Source organism: Leptospira meyeri, from assembly GCF_004368965.1.
GTDB classification, from domain to species: Bacteria; Spirochaetota; Leptospiria; order Leptospirales; family Leptospiraceae; genus Leptospira_A; species Leptospira_A meyeri.
In genome coordinates, this window is the sequence record NZ_SORO01000001.1 from 958452 (window position 1) to 976047 (window position 17596).

20 protein-coding genes are annotated in these 17596 nt (G+C 40.3%); all 20 read right to left on the minus strand.

The genetic code is table 11. The annotated features are described in order from the left end of the window. A complete protein-coding gene (gene nuoL, locus CLV96_RS04560; RefSeq protein WP_004789107.1) occupies nt 1–1929 on the minus strand; it encodes an NADH-quinone oxidoreductase subunit L in 1929 nt (642 codons plus the stop codon). 4 nt (nt 1930–1933) lie between these two features. Then, nucleotides 1934–2254, minus strand: a complete 321-nt coding sequence (gene nuoK, locus CLV96_RS04565) for an NADH-quinone oxidoreductase subunit NuoK (RefSeq protein ID WP_004788397.1) — start codon at nt 2252–2254, stop codon at nt 1934–1936. Continuing rightward, nucleotides 2251–2868, minus strand: coding sequence for an NADH-quinone oxidoreductase subunit J family protein (locus tag CLV96_RS04570; RefSeq protein WP_004788502.1), 618 nt, complete (start codon nt 2866–2868; stop codon nt 2251–2253). The genes nuoK and CLV96_RS04570 overlap by 4 nt, the downstream gene beginning before the upstream one ends. Then, the gene (gene nuoH, locus CLV96_RS04575) at nt 2847–3917 is read right to left on the minus strand and encodes an NADH-quinone oxidoreductase subunit NuoH (RefSeq protein ID WP_004788468.1); all 1071 of its coding nucleotides are present in this window, start codon (nt 3915–3917) and stop codon (nt 2847–2849) included. Before nuoH ends, CLV96_RS04570 begins: the two co-directional genes overlap by 22 nt. A 16-nt stretch (nt 3918–3933) precedes the next feature. Beyond that, a complete protein-coding gene (nuoF, locus tag CLV96_RS04580; RefSeq protein WP_004788368.1) occupies nt 3934–5205 on the minus strand; it encodes an NADH-quinone oxidoreductase subunit NuoF in 1272 nt (423 codons plus the stop codon). A gap of 1 nt (nt 5206) precedes the next feature. Further along, entirely contained in the window at nt 5207–5695 is a 489-nt protein-coding gene (locus CLV96_RS04585; protein WP_004788677.1) for an NADH-quinone oxidoreductase subunit NuoE family protein, read from the minus strand. Continuing rightward, nucleotides 5695–6915 carry an NADH-quinone oxidoreductase subunit D gene (locus CLV96_RS04590; RefSeq protein WP_196795764.1) on the minus strand — a complete coding sequence of 407 codons (1221 nt, stop codon included), beginning with the start codon at nt 6913–6915 and terminating at the stop codon, nt 5695–5697. Before CLV96_RS04590 ends, CLV96_RS04585 begins: the two co-directional genes overlap by 1 nt. Before the next feature lie 16 nt (nt 6916–6931). Beyond that, complete coding sequence (locus CLV96_RS04595) at nt 6932–7453, minus strand: NADH-quinone oxidoreductase subunit C (protein WP_004788409.1); 522 nt, start codon at nt 7451–7453, stop codon at nt 6932–6934. After that, nucleotides 7450–8010: an NADH-quinone oxidoreductase subunit B gene (locus CLV96_RS04600; RefSeq protein ID WP_020777857.1), complete on the minus strand. Its 561-nt coding sequence runs from the start codon at nt 8008–8010 to the stop codon at nt 7450–7452. Before CLV96_RS04600 ends, CLV96_RS04595 begins: the two co-directional genes overlap by 4 nt. Next, on the minus strand, nt 8001–8378 hold the full coding sequence (locus tag CLV96_RS04605; RefSeq protein WP_004788658.1) for an NADH-quinone oxidoreductase subunit A: 378 nt from the start codon (nt 8376–8378) through the stop codon (nt 8001–8003). The genes CLV96_RS04600 and CLV96_RS04605 overlap by 10 nt, the downstream gene beginning before the upstream one ends. A 115-nt stretch (nt 8379–8493) precedes the next feature. Continuing rightward, nucleotides 8494–9753, minus strand: coding sequence for a replication-associated recombination protein A (locus CLV96_RS04610; protein ID WP_004788615.1), 1260 nt, complete (start codon nt 9751–9753; stop codon nt 8494–8496). 1 nt (nt 9754) lies between these two features. After that, on the minus strand, nt 9755–9976 hold the full coding sequence (locus CLV96_RS04615; RefSeq protein WP_004788876.1) for a hypothetical protein: 222 nt from the start codon (nt 9974–9976) through the stop codon (nt 9755–9757). Next, entirely contained in the window at nt 9977–10561 is a 585-nt protein-coding gene (locus tag CLV96_RS04620) for a YqaA family protein (protein WP_004788787.1), read from the minus strand. Between the two features lie 53 nt (nt 10562–10614). After that, entirely contained in the window at nt 10615–11181 is a 567-nt protein-coding gene (pth, locus tag CLV96_RS04625) for an aminoacyl-tRNA hydrolase (RefSeq protein ID WP_004788653.1), read from the minus strand. Then, entirely contained in the window at nt 11178–12713 is a 1536-nt protein-coding gene (cimA, locus tag CLV96_RS04630; RefSeq protein ID WP_004788576.1) for a (R)-citramalate synthase CimA, read from the minus strand. Before cimA ends, pth begins: the two co-directional genes overlap by 4 nt. Then, a complete protein-coding gene (locus tag CLV96_RS04635; protein ID WP_004788326.1) occupies nt 12710–12985 on the minus strand; it encodes a Smr/MutS family protein in 276 nt (91 codons plus the stop codon). The genes cimA and CLV96_RS04635 overlap by 4 nt, the downstream gene beginning before the upstream one ends. Nucleotides 12986–13006: 21 nt before the next feature. Beyond that, nucleotides 13007–13423, minus strand: a complete 417-nt coding sequence (locus tag CLV96_RS04640) for a response regulator (RefSeq protein WP_004789009.1) — start codon at nt 13421–13423, stop codon at nt 13007–13009. Beyond that, nucleotides 13420–16152 carry an ATP-binding protein gene (locus CLV96_RS04645; protein ID WP_004789152.1) on the minus strand — a complete coding sequence of 911 codons (2733 nt, stop codon included), beginning with the start codon at nt 16150–16152 and terminating at the stop codon, nt 13420–13422. Before CLV96_RS04645 ends, CLV96_RS04640 begins: the two co-directional genes overlap by 4 nt. 20 nt (nt 16153–16172) lie before the next feature. Further along, on the minus strand, nt 16173–17243 hold the full coding sequence (mutY, locus tag CLV96_RS04650) for an A/G-specific adenine glycosylase (protein WP_004788744.1): 1071 nt from the start codon (nt 17241–17243) through the stop codon (nt 16173–16175). Beyond that, a complete protein-coding gene (locus tag CLV96_RS04655; protein ID WP_004788885.1) occupies nt 17240–17524 on the minus strand; it encodes a hypothetical protein in 285 nt (94 codons plus the stop codon). The genes mutY and CLV96_RS04655 overlap by 4 nt, the downstream gene beginning before the upstream one ends. Nucleotides 17525–17596 lie beyond the last annotated feature (72 nt).

Genomic DNA, 17596 nt, shown 5'->3' on the forward strand with positions numbered 1-17596 from the left:
TTACACCCCCCTCGTTAATAGATACACTAAAATACAAAATGTACCAATGACAACATACAAGGCATAATCGCCAATGAATCCAGATTGGAATCTTCGTAGGCCATTGGCGATCACACCGAAGCTCCCTCCAATTCCCAAAAAAAATCGATCGAGGATCTTAGTATCAAAAACGAAAGCCACTCCTCTTGATAAAAAGAGAAAGGGCCGCACAAATAGGAAATCATAGATTTCATCAATATAGTATTTATGAAAAAGTATCTTTCGAAATCCTGTATGTTCTTCCAAAATGGGACTTGGTTTTCTTTGGTAGAGGAAATAAGCAAGGATTAATCCAATGGTTGCGATACAGACGGAAAATCCAGCTAACGAAAGTTCTACTTCATGGACAAGAGATTTGTGTTCAGCTAAAGTTCCATGAAGAGAAGCGAGTTCATACCCTTTTGTTAATACAGGAGCAAAAAATCTTTCTAAAGTATCGATGTGTAAAAAGAAATGTGGGGTTTGTAAAAACCCGGCAATCACAGCACCGATGGCAAGAAGCACTAGTGGCAAGGTCATGGTCCAAGGAGATTCATGGACTTTATGATGGGGATCGGTGTTGTCCTTTCCAAAGAATACAACAAAGACCAGTCGGAACATATAAAACGAAGTGAAAAACGCAGCTACAATACCCATAGTCCAAAGGGTAGAACCAAACGCACCGAAGGTGTAAGCTTTTTCTAAAATTAAATCTTTTGAGAAAAATCCGGAGAAAGGAAAAAATCCCGCAATGGCAAGAGTTCCGAGTAAAAAAGTAAACGATGTGACTTTGATTTTACCGAACAGCCCACCCATATGTTTGATGTTTTGTTCATGATGTAGGGCGTGAATCACTGATCCTGCACCAAGGAAGAGTAAGGCTTTAAAAAACGCGTGAGTCATTAAGTGGAAAAGTCCCGCCACATAACTCATGCTACCCATCGCAAGAAACATAAATCCAAGCTGTGAAACCGTGGAGTATGCTAGAATTTTTTTGATATCGTTTTGCAAAGTACCAATGGTGGCTGCAAAAAGTGCGGTCACTGCCCCAATGACGGCGATGAACAAAGAAGTTTCTGGTGCGAGTAAAAACACAAAGTTAAGCCGAGCAATCAGGAAAATACCTGCAGTTACCATTGTTGCCGCATGGATGAGAGCAGAAACAGGAGTGGGACCTGCCATCGCATCAGGCAACCAAACATACAATGGAATTTGCGCAGACTTTCCCATTGCCGCAACAAAGAAAAAAAGTGCTACAATATTAGCATAATTTGCGAACTCATTTAATTCACTCAAATTGGTTTGGAGTTGTAAATATTGCAAACTACCACCTAACCAAAACAAAAACCCAGTTCCTAAGATAAAACCAACGTCACCAATTCGGTTTAAGATAAATGCTTTCATTCCCGCTTCGGCGGCCGAATTTTTATCATAGTCAAATCCAATGAGTAAATAAGAAGATAAACCGACTCCTTCCCATCCTAGAAAGGTAAGAACCAAGTTATCACTTAGAACCAGGTTTAACATACAAAATATGAATAAATTCAAATAAGCAAAGAATCGATTATATCCCGCATTTCCTTTCATATAACCCATCGAATACAAATGGATGAGGGATCCAATACCTGTAATGATGAGTGTCATATAAAGTGAAAGTTGGTCGATTTGGTAACCAAAAGAAGACCTAAAATTGCCAACCACAATCCAATCAAACACAGGAACTAAATGCGGTGCAGTTCTTTCCATAGGTCGATATTCGTTAAACGCAGCTAAGGTGATAAGAAAAGGTATGAACACAGCCAAAGTCCCAATGGCACCGGCAAACCGATGAGGGATTCGGTCTTTTAAAAGACCGTTGTGTAAAAAACCAAGGAGAGGAAGAAGGACAACTAACGGGAATAAGTCTAACATAAGATTACCATCTCATCGATTGGAGTTCATCCACATTGGTGGATTTTTTATGCCGGAAAATGGCAATCACAAGTGCCAGTCCCACAGCCGCTTCTGCCGCAGCAATTGCCATCACAAAGAATACAATTGTTTCCCCTGAAATATGGGAAAGTGCTTTGGAAAAGGTAACAAAAACTAAATTCACTGAATTTAAAATCAGTTCCACAGACATAAAGATGATGACGATGTTCCTTCGAATGAGAACTCCAAGAACACCAATGGAAAATAAAATTCCAGCAAGACCTAAGATGTATGTAACAGGGATTCCACTAATGAATTGGTTCATAACACGTTGTCCTTGGTTTGTTCAACTTCCGTGAGTCTTTTTTTGGCAAGAATCACTGCTCCAAGAACTGCCACGAGAAGTAAGATAGAAATCATTTCAAAAGGGAGTAAATAGTCCAAGTAAGTAGAGGCACCAACTGTCGCCACATTCCCCTTTGTTTTCACATTTCCTGTCCCTTGGATAGGAAATGAATACTCAGAAAGTTCATAACCTTTTCCCGTCTGGTCTGAATGAGGAACTCCCGTTGTGAGTGCGCTATATAACAAAAAGAAAAATCCTAATGCAAACACAGAAAGCAAAACCAAACGGATTGGATGTTTTCTATACCGAGACAAAGTTTCTGCTCGTTGCGAAAGTAACATCAAAACAAAAACAATGAGAACCATAATGGCACCTGCATACACTAACACCTGCATGGTGGCAATAAACAAAGCGCCCATAATTCCATATATCCCCGCCAAAGAAAAGAAGGTAAAAACAAGCGATACTGCCGAAACCACTGGATTTTTTTGGAAGATGACACTAAGTGCAGTTACCACAGTCACAGTTCCAAAAAAAATAAATAATAAAAAGGAAGGAGAAGATTCGATATTCATATAAATAATTTCATCCATCCTTCTTTCCAATAAACTGTGTAAATGGCAGCAAACATCACAGCAAATAAACCCCAAGGGATCATTTTTTTCCAACCCAGTTTCATGAGTTGGTCATAACGAAAACGAGGAAGAGTCCAACGAACCCAAATGAATAAAAAGGCAAAGAAAAGAACTTTTAAAATGAAAAATCCAAGTCCATAAAACGCTTGGTAATGCGAACCTGCTCCCAATTGAAAGGGAACATTGTATCCACCAAAAAAGAGTAAGGTGGTAAGGCAAGACATGGTGATCATGTTCATGTATTCAGCCAAAAAGAAAAGTGCGAACTTAAAAGCCCCGTATTCGGTATGAAAACCTACAACAAGTTCTGATTCCGCTTCGGCCAAGTCAAAAGGAAGTCGATTGGTTTCTGCAAACATCGCAGTCACATAAATAAAAAAGGCAACAAAACCAGGGGGGGACAAAATGTTCCACATGTCTTTTTGGGAATCGCTAATGTCTGTTAACTTTAGTGATCCTGTCATAATCACGATCACAACTATGGAAAGTCCCATAGGAAGTTCGTAACTAATCATCTGAGCCGTTGAGCGGACTCCACCAAGTAACGAATATTTGTTGTTACTGGACCAACCAGCAATCATAATCCCATACACAGAAAGAGATGAAATAGCAAGCATGTATAAAACCCCTGAATCGGGATTGGCAATTTGTAAATCAATGGTACTGACACCGGTAAGTGCCGTAAGCCATTCCGGCGCGGGAAGACTTCCCCCAAAAGGGATCACAGCCCAAGCCATAATGGCACAAGTCATAGAGATTGTGGGAGCCAAAAGATACATCCCTTTCGAAACGTTTTTTGGAAAAATTTCTTCTTTGGCGATGAATTTGATTCCGTCGGCAAGTGGTTGGAAAAGTCCAAAAATACCGGCCCGATTGGGACCAGGACGGTCTTGGATAAAACCAGCAAACTTACGTTCGGCGAGCGTATAATAGGCCACACCGGTTAGAATGACAAAAAAGAGTGAGAGGATTTTAATTCCCCAAGCAAGTATTAGAGCCCAGTCCATATTGTTTCGATGACCTTTAGTGAGAGATGCTCACTTCCTTTTTCAATCGAGCCGAGAACTCTCCTTTAAACTTTGTCATCGTAGGACGCACTGCCATGACACAAGCATCCGCTAACGGACAGATGGTGGTCCCACCTTCCATATTCCTAGACAAAGAAAAAATGAGTTCTACATCTTTTTCTGTTCCTTCTCCGATTTTAATTTTATGAAGAAGGTCTTTTACCCAATGTGTACCTTCACGACAAGGTGTACATTGGCCACAAGATTCATGAGAATAAAATTCTGCTAATCGGTAAGTGGTTTCCACAAGATCTGCCGATTCGGAAAGAATGATGACTGCCCCAGAACCTAACATTGATTTGAGAGAAGCTATGGATTCATAATCCATAGTGGCTGTCATAGCTTCTTCTGCCGTGAGAATGGGAGACGAACTCCCTCCTGGAATCACTGCTTTGAGAGTTCCATCGTTTTTAATCCCACCACAAATATCGTAAATGAGTTCCTTCATGGGAGTACCCATTTCGACTTCATAAATTCCTGGTTTTTTCACATGTCCGCTGACTGCAAAAAGCCTAGTTCCTGGTGATTTTTCTGTCCCGATTTTTTTATATTCCTCGCCCGTCATACGAATGATATGCGGAACATTGCAAAATGTTTCCACATTGTTCACAACGGTGGGGCAAGCATACAAACCAGACACGGCCGGGAATGGGGGTTTTAGTCGTGGGTGGCCCCTCCTTCCCTCAAGGGAATTGATAAGTGCGGATTCTTCCCCGCAAATATAAGCACCTGCTCCCGAATACACAGCCAAATCAAAATCATATCCAAGGCCTAAGATATTTTTTCCAAGAAGGCCTGCTTTGTATGCTTCTTCGACAGCCTCTTCGACAATACGAATTCCCTTATGGAACTCACCTCGAATGTAAATATAACCTTGGTGGGAATCGATTGCTTTAGCGGCAATCACCATCCCTTCGATGAGCATATGTGGGAATTTCTCAATGAGGAGCCGATCCTTAAATGTTCCCGGTTCTCCTTCGTCTCCATTACAAATCAAATATTTTGGTTTATCTGTTTTTGGAATGAATCCCCATTTATTTCCTGTAGGAAAACCTGCACCACCACGACCGCGAAGGCCAGAGTTTTTAACATCGTTTACAATTTGTTCGGCGGTCATTTCCGTGAGAGCCTTTTTTTGGCTTTCGTATCCACCGACAGACCGGTAATGATTTAAAGTATGGGAATCAGCGGCACCAATATGTGTTGTGAGAAGAGTTTTTAATCCCATTTTATACCTGCTTTTCCAATTCGGAAAGAATGGCTTCGATTGATTCCGGTGTTAGGTTTTCATAATATTTGTCATTGATTTGGGCCACTGGTCCAAACCCACAGGCACCGAGACACTGCACTTCTTCCACCGTGAATTTTTTATCCTTTGTTGTTTCCCCGGCTTCAATCCCTAACTTAGAACATACATGTTCGGTGATGGAATCGGAACCAGCAAGATAACAAGAAATATTTCCACAAATTTGAATATGGAGCTTTCCCACCGGTTTTTTATTGTACATGGTGTAAAAAGTAGCAACTCCATGAACATGAGCGAGGGACACTGGTTCACCAATCCGATCAGCTATGTACTGCATCCCTTCTTGGTCCACAAAACCTTTGTCAGCTTGCAATAAAAAAAGACATGGCAAAATTAATGAACGTTTGCTCGGAAACTGCGGAATCAACCTCTGGAATCGTTTTTCTGAATCTTGTGAAAATTGATAAGCCATTAACAATCCAACTCCCCTGCAATGACATTGAGTGAAGACATGGTCGCAATGGTATCAGCAAGTAAGCCCCCTTTGACAAGTTCAGGGAATGCTTGGTAATACCAAAAACAAGGACGCCTTACATGCACTCTCCAAGGAGATTTTTCACCTTCTGATACTACATAAAAGCCTAGTTCCCCATTGGCAGCTTCGGTTGACATATAGTATTCTCCCGGAGGAACTTTCACTCCGTGCATAATGATTTTAAAATGGTAAATGAGTTCTTCCATATTATGATACACACGATCTTTCGGCGGAAGGAAAGTGTGAGGAACATCAGCGTGATATGGACCTTCTGGAATTCCATCAATGAGTTGTTCGATGATGCGCATGGACTGGCGCATCTCTTCCATCCGAACAAGAGTCCTGTCGAGCGCTGATCCGTCTTCTCCCACTGGGATATCAAAATCGACCTTATCATAGAACATATAAGGATCATCTTTTCGAACATCCCAAGGAACACCGGCCGCACGAAGATTTGGGCCAGAAAATCCATAAGCAATGGCACGTTCTGCAGATAAACCACCAATCCCTGCGGTTCTTTCATTAAAAATTTTATTCCTAATAAGAAGGTCTTGGAATTCATCCAAGGCCGGCTTTAAGCCTTTGATAATGGTTTTGATTTCCGATTGGAATTCTGGATAGATATCTCTTTCCATTCCACCCACACGACAAAATGTAGTTGTGAGTCTAGCGCCCGTTAATTTTTCTAAAATCTGATAAATATTTTCCCTGTGATGAAATAAATGGAGTAATCCAGAAAAAGCCCCAAGGTCCACACCCATAATTCCATTACAAATGATATGGTCCATGATCCGAGAAAGTTCAGAAATGATCATTCTCACATAAGTAACACGATCGGGAACTTGGATCTGCATCATCTTCTCTACAGTGAGTATCCATCCAATATTGTTAAGAGGAGTGGATACATAATTCATTCGATCCGTACAAACTAAGAACTGATTGTAGTCGTATCGTTCTCCTAATTTTTCAAAACAACGATGGACATAACCGATGACGGATTCTGTATCCACAACTCGTTCTCCATCAATTTGGATTACGTTTTGTAAAATTCCATGTGTCGCAGGGTGACTTGGTCCTAAGTTAACAAGTAAATGGCCTTCCGGTAGGTCTTTGAATTTTTGACCAAAGTGTTCGGCTGTTTTTTCGTACATTACCATAATGATTTCCTATCGCCTAACTGGCAATATCCTCGTTCACATGAATGGTGAGTAAATCTTCAATGAGATAATCTTGCCCTGGACCTTCTAGTGGATAATCTTTACGAAGTGGGTGTCCAATAAAGTTATCTGGCATAATCAGCCTTTCCATTTGCGGATGGTTTGAAAACGAAATCCCCATTAGGTCATACACTTCTCTCTCAGGCCAATTGGCTGCAGGAAAAATACTGACAAGGCTTGGAACCTCTCCCCCTTCTTCCACAGGAACTCGGAGTTGCAATCGGAAGTGTTTGTTTTTGGGAGAACGAAGTAAATAAACCACTTCAAACCGAGGTTCCCTTTTTCCAAGCCAATCAATAGAAGTAAGATCATTCAAATAAGTGAAGGCAAATTCCGGATGATCCTTTAACGCTTGTACAACGATTTGAAGGGATTCCTTTTGGATCGTAAAATAAAGTAAATTGGTGTTTATGTCCCTTTGCGGGAGTAAAACTTCCGGAAAACGCGAGTTTAAGTATTCGGTAATTTTTTCTTTCATGCCACTACGAGAGGTTTGTTGCGTTCGTTGATTTCTTGGATTTTCCGCATGACTTCTTGGCGTCTCGCTTCTAATCCCTGGCTTTGTACTTTCTTTTGGAGTTTAACAAGAGCATCAAGGAGTGCTTCCGGTCTCGGAGGACAACCTGGAACATAAACATCCACAGGAAGGATCCGATCTACACCTTGTAACACACCATAGGTGTGAAACATTCCACCTGAGGAAGCACAAGCACCTACTGAAATCACAAATTTTGGCTCCGCTAATTGGTCGTATATCTGACGTAAGACGGGAGCCATCTTATATGTGATGGTTCCTAGAACCAAAATCATATCTGCTTGGCGAGGAGAGAAAGATGGACGTTCAGCACCGAAGCGAGCAATGTCATAATCAGCACAAGAGGTACTCATGTATTCGATTCCGCAACAAGCAGTGGCAAAAGGATAAGGCCATAAAGAAAAACTTTGTCCCCATTGGACTACATTGTCGAGTGTAGCCACTTGGAACATATCGCCAAACATCTCACCCGGTTTGGATAGTGTTTCTGTTAATCCCATTCCAGAGCTCCCTTTTTCCATATATAGTATAGACCCACAACAAGTATGAGTAAAAAGAAAAACATCTCTAGTAAAAAGAAAGTTCCAAGGCCGGCTTCTTTGAAACCGATTAAGTTCACTGCCCAAGGATAGAGGAAAACAGCTTCAATATCGAAGAGAATAAAAAGAACAGCCACAAGATAAAACTTAATGTTAAAAAGTCCTCTTGCATCACCATAATACGTAACCCCACATTCAAACGTATCTTGAGGTTTCGATTTTTTCTTCGGGTTGATGAGGAAGGCAAGGGTCAAGATCAGAGCGGAGAAACCGACTCCGAGCAAAAGTTGTAGAAGGATTGGCGCAAAACTATCTGGTGCAGAACCCATGTATGAAAATGGTCTCACGACTAGGTTCGATTGTCAAGATGAGAATGATTTTCCCCTTTGTTTTCGTGTTAATTTCGATCGTTTGCAATTTTTACATCCAATTTGAGATAAATTCTCAATACCGGTCCCCCCAGAGACGCTGCAACTGTTCCTTTAAATTCTTTTCCATACCCTGATTTGTCGGTTCATAAAACTGAGGGATGTTAGGATAAAAATCGGTTGGGAAATAACGTTCTTTTAGGAAATGACCTGGAAAATCATGGGGGTATTGGTAATCTTTTCCTGCCCCTTCCTTCTTATGTGTGGCTGTGGGAGCATTTCGTAAGTGATTGGGAATTTGAAACTCTCGCTTCCTTTCCCGAACTAGTTGTAAGGCTTTATCTATTGCCAAATAACTTGCGTTAGATTTTGGTGCTGAGGCAAGAAAAGTGGCACATTGGCCCAGAGGAATCCTACCTTCCGGCATCCCCACTCGTTCCACGGCCTGCCAGGTGGCAATCGCAAGAGGAAGGGCATGGACACTAGCATTTCCCACATCTTCACTGGCAAAAATCACAAGCCTTCTTGCGATAAAAAGTGGGTCTTCCCCCCCTTCGATCATCAGCGCCAAATAAAAGAGTGCGGCATCGGGATCACTCCCACGAAGGGATTTGATAAAAGCAGAGATGATATCATAATGACTCTCACTGTTTTTATCATAAAAGATTACATTCTCACCTAAAATCTCAGCTAACTTAGATTCGTCGATATGTTCAGTGTCTTCTGTAAAACTTAAAATTCGTTCCAGATACCCGAGAAGTTTTCTTGCATCTCCCGAACTTCTACGGAAAAGCTCTTTTTTTAGGTCTTCTGAAAAATTTCCTTTATTGTTTAGTTTTGTAAGGCAAGTTTCAAAAATAGAATTTTCTTCTTCTTCGGATAAAGTGGTGAGTCGGTAGACAAGCATCCGAGAAAGGAGAGCCTTATTGACCCGAAAGCTAGGATTTTCTGTAGTTGCCGCAATTAATATAATCTCACCTTCCTCTACGGCGGAAAGAAGTGCATCTTGTTGGGAGGACGAAAAACGATGAATTTCATCTAAAAACAAAACAATGGTTCCCCTACGTTTGGCTTCATCCAAAACTTCTCGCACTTCTTTCACACCACTGGTCACACAACTTAAATAACGTTTTTCTAAACTCCAACCTTGTGTGAGAAGATGCGCCAAGGTAGTTTTACCAGTACCGGGTGGGCCGTAAAACAGAATGGAGGTGGGTTTGGTAATGGCTCTGAGTGATTGCACGACTTTCGCCTGTCCAACAAATTCTGACCAAGATTTGGGTCGCAAGGCATGGGCCAAAGGAACTTGTTTGTGTTGTGAAAAAAGCGAATCCAAGTTACTTTTTTTCCAATTCTTTTTTTACAGCCATATAACAATTGTATATGGTTTCGTTACAAACATCACAGCCGGAATTACAACAAATGAGAGATCTTTCCGAAACCTTTCCTTCAACCAAATTTTTTACAAATGCAGCGGTCCTATCAGGTAAAAAGAAAAATCGAGTCTTTTCTAGAATGACTTCATCAACTGTTTTAGGGAACAAACGGTCGTCTGACATTTATCCTCCTGTAATCCATCCAAGATACATGGCATAAAAATAAACTGTCACTCGAACAAATCGAAAAAGAGATCCAAGTAAAAATAGCGAATAACGCATCTTAAATGTTCCCACCGTATAAGCCATCCAAGAATAAGGAATAGGAGTCAGGGCACTTAAAACCACGGCACCAAACCCATATTTACGCAGATAAGGAAGGAGTTTATCCTCATAGTGTAAAACCATTTGTCTACCCAAATGAAACTTGGGGATGAGATACAATCCGATCAAGTATGCTAAGGATCCACCGAGGATACTCCCAAAGGACATGGAGAGAATCGTTTTTAAGGGATCCATTTCTCCTGTGATGGCAAGCATTAGAAAGGCATCGGGAGGAACAAAAGCTGGAAGACTATCAGAAAGAATCATTCCTACAAAAAGCCCTAAATACCCAAAAATACGAACAAAGTGTTCGCTAAATCCGAGTAGTTCCTTTCGAAAGAAAAAAGCAAGTCCAAATACAATCGCTAAAACAATCACAATTGAAAGGATGGTTTGAAAAATAAGACCACGAAGGTTGATGGAAGTTTCTTTTTCTTTTGTCATATATATGTGATCTATGGTATATTTACCATTTTTTGTCTGGAGTGTGATCCACTCTAATCTCCATTCTCTTTTCGGATTAAATTGCGATTGGTTCGGAGCCAATCTTCAATTTTAGTAACAGATTCTTTGATAAGAGCATCCAAACTGTTTTTTTCTTCCGAATTAAAATTTTGCAAAACAAAATCAGCCACTTCCATGCCACCTTTTTCTGGTTTGCCGACTCCAAACCGTAACCTGTGAAAATCTTGTGAACCAAGTTTTGCCACGATATCTTTTAGTCCGTTGTGACCAGCAGTTCCGCCACCAATTTTATTTTTTATCTTACCAAAAGGTAAATCAACTTCATCCTGAATCACTAAAATCCTGGAAGGAGGTATTTTATACAAATTGGCGAGAGTTTGCGTGGCTTTTCCTGAAAGATTCATAAACTCTAAAGGTTTCAAAAGATGGACTTTGTCCCCTTCTAAGCTATGTGTTGTCTCCATATACTTTTTGGAATCTTTAAAGGAAACACCAAAGCTACTAGCAAGTGCATCCAAAATCATAAAACCAATGTTATGGCGTGTATTTTTATATTTATCCCCGGGATTCCCGAGGCCCACAATGAGAAAATGAATCATACGTTCCCAAGTAAAATATGTAACAATCGTTCCGTGGCCTTAACAGCTGCCACTTGTTGGTCAGAGTCAATGCCAATGGTGCGAATGGGATGAGTTGCACCTTCAACTTTCCAGGTAATGACAGTTTCGACTAGAGCGTTGGTATTTCCTCCAGGAGGAATCCTTACTTCGTAGTCATAGAGTTTTGGGATTTGGATTTTTAATTCTTTTAAAATTTTACCAAGGGCATTCATAAACGCATCATACCCGCCGTCCCCTTCTCCCTTTGCTTCATAAAGTTTTCCTTGGAAATTCACCTTCACTTCGGCCTTTGGTTTGACCCCGATCCCACTAGTCACTGTACAAGTCTCAATACGAAAACTTGCTTCTAGATTTTCACCTGTAATATCGGAGATGATATAGGGAAGGTCTTCCTTGGTGACGGTTTTATTTTGGTCTCCCAGTTCAATCACCCTTTCCAAAACTTTTTTTTCAATTTCAGGGGAAAGAACCATACCCAGCTGTTTTAAATTTTCTGTAATACTTGCTTTACCAGCTAACTTTCCTAATGCGTAAACTCTAGATCTACCAAACCGTTCCGGCAAAATGGGATTGGCATACAAATTTCCTTTTTTATCACCATCAGCATGAACACCTGCGGTTTGAGTGAAAACATCCTCGCCAACGATGGGTCGGTTATCAGAAATACGTTTCCCTGAAAAAACTGCCACAAGCCTTGAGGCGTTGGTGATTTCTTTTTCCACAATAGAAGTTTTAAATTTTGTTTTATCATGGATAGCAGTGACGACAGCCTCTAAAGGAGAATTACCAGCACGTTCTCCGAGACCATTGACTGCCACATGGAGCCCACGAACTCCGGCACTCACAGCTTCTAAACAGTTCGCAACTGCTAAATCATAATCATTATGTCCATGGAATTCAAACCACAAATCCGGGAACTCTTTTACGAGATCGGTAATGGCTGTTCGAACTTCCAAAGGAGACAGAACTCCAAGAGTATCTGCCAAATAAAATTTTCTAACAGGGAACTTTGATACAACACGTAAATATTCTAATACGTAATCTCGAGAATGGATGTATCCATTTGACCAGTCTTCCAAATAAACGTTTACAGCGATACCGGAAGCAGCGGCGAATTCGACTGTTTTCTGGATGTCAAAAAAATGTTCTGACGGGGTCCTTCGAAGTTGATTCGTTAGGTGATTAAGCGAACCCTTTGTGAGAAGATTCAAAACCCGAACCCCTGTTCCCTTCATCCATTCGACAGTTTTATCAAAATCAACGAATCCTAATATCTCGATTCGATCGTGCAAACCTTCTGATTTTGCCCATTCCACAATTTTTTTGACTGCTTCGAATTCACCTGGTGAGACACGAGCACTGGCAATTTCCACTCGATTGGCCTTCAGATCCATTAACAGGTGTTTTGTGATATTTAGCTTCTGTTGCCAAGAAAATGAGACACCGTTTGTTTGTTCCCCATCTCGTAATGTGACGTCGAGGATTTCTATACTAGAGTTTGGTTCGGTCATGATTTCAATCGGTTGATGTATTCTTTGGAGGGGGCAAGAATTTCCACAATCGTCGCGCCCGGGTTTGACCGAAACATCGGATCGGTCTCCACTAGTTTCAGAAAACCGCAAGACTCTACGTAGTCAATCGCCATTCGCCGAAGAATTCCTTCCCCGATCCCGTGCAAAATTTCGACATAGGTCTCCCCATCCATAAAGGCATCATGGAGTTCCCGTTCTAGTTTGATACGAGCTTCTTCAAATCGGAGTTTGCGGATGTAGATGGTACGCACCTTACGTCCAGAAAAATGGACTTAGGTCAAATTGCAACAGAAACGAACTGCATCGAGTAATTCCCTGGTATTCCAAGGTTTGGAAAAAATGGCATACGTTTTTGCTTCTTCTTTCACTCGGTTGATGGCTTCTCGGTCGGCATGACCTGAGATTAATATCGATTTGATATGTGGGTATTTTTGATGAACCTGAATGAGAAATTCATCCCCTCGCATTCCTGGCATGAGCCAATCGGAGAGAATGAGAATGACTTCTACTCCAGAACTACAAAGGTCATCGATCACTTCCATGGCCTCTTCCGGGTTTTGTGCCGTTTCGTATGTAAAACCACCACCAATTTCCCGTTTTAGTTCTTGTACGAGGGAAAGGAGAAGGATCGGCTCATCATCTACGCATAGGATTGCGTTTTTTTCAGTTTGTAGCTGCGTAATATTCAATCTCTTTCCCCTTCGATTACCTTTGGTAAGTACACCCTAAACTCAGTCCCTTGCTCATCTGACGAAAATTCAATTGTACCTTTCATTTTTTCTACGATTTGTTTACAAATGTCAAGCCCAAGCCCAATGCCTTCGCCATGTTTTTTTGTAGTAAAAAAAGGTAAAAAAATCTTATCACGAATCTCCGGGGCAATGCCTTTGCCGGAATCTTGAATGGATGTGATGACCATATCCTCATTCGAAAAAACAGAGATGGTTAATTTTCCACGATATTCCATTGCTTGTAAAGCATTGTTAATGATATTGATCCACACTTGATTCAGTTTGTCTCTTTCCGCCAAACAATAATCAGTTGTTTTATATAATTTTGTAACTTCTACATCATTTTTAATCTTTGTTTGGTATAAAGTAAGTATAGAATCTAATTCAGTTGGGATATGAACATTATGAAAATTCGTTTCTGTTTCTAATCGATCTGTATAAAGATAATGTTTGAGGGCATTGACTACATGGGAGGCTTTCTCAGTTGCTGTTTGAATTACGTAAGCCAAACGATACAAACTCCCCAAAATCAAAACATTTTGCAAAATGATCCCTGACTTAGGTCTTTTTAAAACTTTTAAGATTGGTTCGTCCAGCTGAAGAATTCCAAGTGAAGTCAGATCTTCCATGACTTCTTCTGGATTTTCTATTTGATGAGAATTTAATATTCCGATTCTTTCCTTTTTTTCTGTACGATTGAGTAACCCGGCATGGCGAGCCCCAAAAGAAACACCTAAATTCAAAAAAAAACGGAAGTCTTCTTTTTCGGTGACATCCAAGGACTCTAAAAAATCAGGAAGACTTGCTATATCATTTTTTAAAATTTCTGACATAGAATGAACACTGGAGGTGATCGCACCGAGAGGAGTGTTTAGTTCATGAGTGATCCCTGCAGCAAATTGCCCAAGAGCTGCCAATTTTTCACTCTGTAAAAGTTGCGTTTGTGTTTTATGTAAATCGATTAAGATTTTTTCTTTTGTTTCGATCATCTCGAGTAAGCTGCGGTTGCTTTCGATCAGAGCCTCCGTTCTTTGGACAATTTTTTCTTCCAAATTGGAATTGGTTTCCATGACCAATCGTTGGCTTTCCTCCACTCGTTCAAAACTTTGTCTAAGCTCCGAAGACATAAACCGAAAAGCCTCAGAAAGATCTTTTAGCTCGGCAATCATACTTTCACCCACTGGATAATTCCAATCTCCCTTTGCTAACGATTTTGATGCATTGGCAAAGGAAAGAACAGGTCTTGTTACAAATTCGGAAATGACTGCCGCCAAAATTAAACTTAGTAAAATTGCCCAGGCAAATACCATCGCCGATTTACTATTTCCAGTAAACACTCCGCTTAAATAAAATGAATATGGAAATAAAGTGATAAGATATGTTTTTTCTTTGAGCTTTGGGTGTGAATAAATCGTAACCATCGCATTCCAGTTTTCACGAGAAAGCGGCTTTTTTGTCACAATGGCAAAACTGAAACGTTTTTCAGAAGCACTGATTTCGTTTTCTAATTTCTTAAGTTCAACTCTTACAACTTCCAATACCCTGGATTTATTTGTTTCCGAAGAAAGTGAAGCCAAAGGATTCAAATGTGCATCTAGTAAAAACACCTTACCTTGCGCATTCACCTTCGAATCATCCAGAACTTCCACAAGTTTACTTTGTTCGTATTGTTTTCCAGGTGTGTTGGGAATCTCAGAGAAATAACGATCCAAACTTAAATTGATATTTTTTGACCACTGCCGGTGAAGAACCTCAACCATTTGGAATGCAGCTTGTTCTGCATTTTTTAAGGTAACGTAAGAAGTTATTCCAACAAGAATAAGCACCAAACAAACAAAAGGTGTCACGATGAATAATTGTAATGAAATTCCTGTTTTTAAATCTGATTCTTTGTCGGAAATTTTTTGTCCGTTTGGTCCAGAAGTCCAAATCCAAGGTGGATCGGACAAAGTGACTTCTTTGACTTGCCCCGGAACTTCTGCCCAAAAAAAGCCCAATCTTCTGACTATCGGAAATGTAACTAACATAACCAAAGGAGCCAAAATCCAAGTGATCCCCGTGGTAAATAAAAGTGCAGAACTAACTGTGTGGTAGGAAATTTCAGAGCCAAATTGTTCCGAACATAAATACCCCCACAAGAATGGTTCGAGGGATAAAAAAAGTAGAACAAATAAAAAATAATAAACCCAGACTCTCACCTTACGAAAATTAGGTGACTTTCCAATCATTTGATAGGACAACCAAAAGATAGTTGGGTTGATAAAATATCCCGGCAACCAGTCCCATAAAAATTCTGGTGGGACACCTTCAATTAAGTCAGAGAGTCCATAAGCAAATGGAACTGCAAGAAGGGCAGGATATCCAAAAAAGTTCAAACAAAGGAATACGGAAAGATCCTTGAGACTTTCCAGTGTTTGGGCTCCAGGGATTAAAACGATGGAACTTCCCAAATAACCAGTCAGGAAGATAGATACAAAGGTAATGACAAACCAATAGAAACTGGTTAAATTCCAATTCCAAACTTCTCGAGAAATCCGAAAGGTTTTTCCATTCCGAAAGGTAAAACCAGCAAAAGCAAATATAGAAATAATAGAACCTAATAAAAAAGAAAACCGCCCCCAAACCTCAAGGATTGGCAAAGGGATATTCGCGATTACATGTTCGATCCAAACAATGATCTCGAGCATAGCCCGTGAATCGTATCGAATTATGAATCTAAGTAAAGCAAAAACTTTTTTACTTTCGAGGCGAGAGACGATGGAAATTCAGCATCCAGACTCGAAAAAGTAACCCACTTACTTTCGACACCGAATTTCTTTGCCAATTTTTCGATTTCTCCCCTCAATTCCCAATGATAGGCCAAAACGGAAAAATCCAACTTATGGTGGGTGATTGTGTGTTTGAATTTACCGATCGGCCTCGGGTCTTTTATGATTTCTTTCAGAGCAAGAAAAAAAGCAGTTGGGGCATATGTTTCTTCCGGGATATCTCCGACCATTCCATAGGGAAGATGGAACATATCTTTCAAAAACCGCATTTTGGGTTCACGAACTAATAAAATCTGCTTTTGGTTCAACAGAACTATAATTTCTGAAAAAAGTTGGATTTGTTTTTTCTCTTTTTTTCTGAGCGGGATTTCGTCCGTTTTTTGTTGGATTCTTGCAAAACAAAATTCCTTTAGTGGGCATAATAAACATTTCGGTGATTCTGGCAAACATAAGGTGGCTCCTAATTCCATCAATGCTTGGTTATGATCACCAGGATGGTCTAAATTTAAAAAGAGATCCGCTTTCTCTTGTAATTCACGATCAGCTTTGGGTCCTAAAATATTTTCTGAGTAACCATAATAGCGAGACAAAACCCGTTTTACATTTCCATCTAACACTGCTAAGGGTAAATCATAGGCAATAGAAAGAATGGCCCTTGCTGTATAATTTCCAATTCCAGGGAGTTTTAAAACAGAATTCAGATCTTTTGGAAAAGACCCGTTATAATTTTGGACAAGAAAGATTGCTGCTTTTCTCAAATTCCTGGCCCGACTATAGTATCCAAGTCCTTTCCAAAAAGCCAAAACTTCCTCTTCCTCTGCTGAAGCCAATGATTCTGGATTTGGGAATCGTTTGATAAAAGATTCGTACAAAGGTAACATCGCATTAACGCGAGTTTGCTGAAGCATTACTTCGGAAATCCAGATAGGGTATGCTTGTTTTTTCTTTCGAAAGGGCAAGTCCCTTTTGTGGATTTGATACCAATCGAATAATTTTTTCTGAGGATTCAAATTTCTGAATCTTGAATGCTATAACGGAGGAAGGTATTACAACTTCCTTCTTCTGTATATCTAACAAGATCATAGTCCAAACGAGTGGATCGGAAGAATTTGGAATGTGCTAATCTTTCTCGTATTTCCTGACGGATATGGTCTCTAGCTTCTTGGCGTTTATCATAATAAGCTGGTGACAGGATTTCACTTTTGTAGGACAAACTTCCCTCGCGGTAGATCGCCACAGTGACCTGCACCCGGTATTTTCGCTGTAAACCTTGTTTTACTTCCGTATTCATCGTATCAAAAAGCCCGGCATTCTTCCTAAATAGATTTTCGGTCCAGGGAGGTTGGAAATTGAAACCCACAGA